The sequence below is a fragment of the Streptomyces sp. NPDC054840 genome (assembly GCF_053611065.1).
In genome coordinates this window covers 1-1,999 of the sequence record NZ_JBSGZP010000985.1, presented here as the reverse complement: position 1 = coordinate 1,999, position 1,999 = coordinate 1, and the positions used below count along the sequence as shown (strand labels likewise).

2 protein-coding genes and 1 tRNA gene are annotated in these 1,999 nt (G+C 68.4%); 1 reads left to right on the top strand and 2 read right to left on the bottom strand.

Going from position 1 to position 1,999, the window contains the following annotated elements:
* Window positions 1-37 precede the first annotated feature (37 nt).
* Window positions 38-271: a chaplin ChpH gene (chpH, locus tag ACWGIU_RS36695; RefSeq protein ID WP_030723300.1), complete on the bottom strand. Its 234-nt coding sequence runs from the start codon at window positions 269-271 to the stop codon at window positions 38-40.
* A 130-nt stretch (window positions 272-401) separates the two neighbouring features.
* The gene (locus ACWGIU_RS36690; RefSeq protein WP_453712405.1) at window positions 402-1,727 is read right to left on the bottom strand and encodes a M20/M25/M40 family metallo-hydrolase; all 1,326 of its coding nucleotides are present in this window, start codon (window positions 1,725-1,727) and stop codon (window positions 402-404) included.
* A 165-nt stretch (window positions 1,728-1,892) separates the two neighbouring features.
* On the opposite strand from ACWGIU_RS36690, the gene ACWGIU_RS36685 reads away from it, so the two are divergent.
* A tRNA-Leu gene (locus ACWGIU_RS36685) sits at window positions 1,893-1,980 on the top strand.
* Window positions 1,981-1,999 lie beyond the last annotated feature (19 nt).

The window sequence follows — 1,999 nt, the reverse complement described above, 5'->3', positions numbered from 1 at the left end:
GCTGGGATGCGCTCCGGGGCCAAAGACTTCAGACGCGTCAGGCGTTGACGCAGGTGTTGCCGAAGGCCGGGTTCAGCAGGCCGATCACCGAGACCGTGTTGCCGCAGACGTTCACGGGAACGTGGACGGGGACCTGGAGCACGTTGCCGGACAGGACACCGGGCGAGCCGATGGCCGCACCCTGGGCACCCGCGTCGGCGGCAGCCAGACCCGCACCCGCGAGAACCAGGCCACCAGTGGCAGCCGCAGCGGCGACAACCTTCTTGATCATTGTTCCTCCTAGTAGGCAATTGCGGTCCCAGCCGCGGACCGCAACACCTGTAACGAGGAGGGATCACCGGGGCTACGAGCGTATGAGTGCATTCACTCTTCTCAGTGGAATGCGCACACCTTCTCGAATCTCAGGCGTTGTCGATGAATCGGTCGAGCACCCGCACACCGAACTTCAGTCCGTCGACCGGCACCCGCTCGTCCACACCGTGGAACATCCCGGCGAAGTCCAGCTCCGGCGGCAGCTGCAGCGGCGCGAAGCCGAAGCAGCGGATGCCGAGGTCGTCGAAGGACTTGGCGTCCGTACCGCCCGACAGCATGTACGGGACCGCCCGCGCGATCGGGTCCTCGGCCTTCAGGGCGCCCTGCATGGCGTCCACCAGCCTGCCGTCGAAGTCCGTCTCCAGGGCCTTGTCGCCGTGCACGTCCTCCCGCTTCACGCGCGGGCCGAGGATCCGGTCCAGGTCGGCGAAGAACTCGTCCTCGTAGCCCGGCAGGAAACGGCCGTCGACGTGGGCCGTCGCCTGGCCGGGAACGACGTTGACCTTGTAGCCGGCGCCGAGCATCGTCGGGGCGGCCGAGTTGCGCAGCGTCGCGCCGACCATCTTGGCGATGCCGCCGAGCTTGGCGAGGGTCGCGTCCATGTTGTCCGGGTCCAGGGGGGTCCCGAGCGCGTCGGAGAGCTCGTCCAGGAAGCTGCGCACGGTCTTGGTCACGCGGACCGGCCACTGGTGGCGGCCGAGTCTGCCGACGGCCTCGCACAGCTCCGTGATGGCGTTGTCGCTGTTGGTCATGGAGCCGTGGCCCGCGGTGCCCTCCACCGTGAGCCGCATCCAGTGCATGCCCTTCTGGGCGGTTTCCACGAGGTAGAGCCGCAGGTTCTCGTTCACCGTGAAGGAGAACCCGCCGACCTCCCCGATCGCCTCGGTGACGCCCTCGAAGAGGCCCGGGTGCTTGTCGACGAGGTGTCGGGCCCCATAGATGCCGCCCGCCTCCTCGTCGGCGAGGAAGGCCAGCACGATGTCGCGCGGGGGCTTGCGGCCGCTGCGCATCCGGTCGCGCACGACGGCCAGCGTCATCGCGTCCATGTCCTTCATGTCGACGGCGCCGCGGCCCCACACGCAGCCGTCGGCGATCTCGCCGGCGAAGGGGTCGTACGTCCAGTCGGCGGCGTTGGCCGGAACCACGTCGGTGTGCCCGTGGATCAGCAGCGCCGGTCGCGAGGGGTCCTCCCCCTCGATCCGCGCCACGGTCGAGGCGCGCCCCTTGTGCGATTCGAAGATCTGCGGCTCCAGTCCGACCTCGGCGAGCTTCTCGGCGACCCATTCCGCCGCCTTGCGCTCCCCGGGGCCCGAGTGGTCCCCGTAGTTGCTGGTGTCGATCCGGATGAGGTCCCGGCAGAGGTCGACCACCTCGTCCTCGCCGGAGACGGTCCTGCCCGTGCTCGACTCGCTCACGCTGCTTCCTCCCACTGATCAGTACCGAACCCCCATCCTCCCGCGCCGGGCCGCTCCGCCCAAGGGCGATCCCCGGTCGTCGGGTGGTGTGATCGAGGACCTCGGAATGTTTGGTAATGTTTTCCACGTCGGAACGGCCCGCGAGGGACGCGAGACAGACACCTTGTCCGGGTGGCGGAATGGCAGACGCGCTAGCTTGAGGTGCTAGTGCCCTTTATCGGGCGTGGGGGTTCAAGTCCCCCCTCGGACACCATGGTCAGACGACCTGGAAG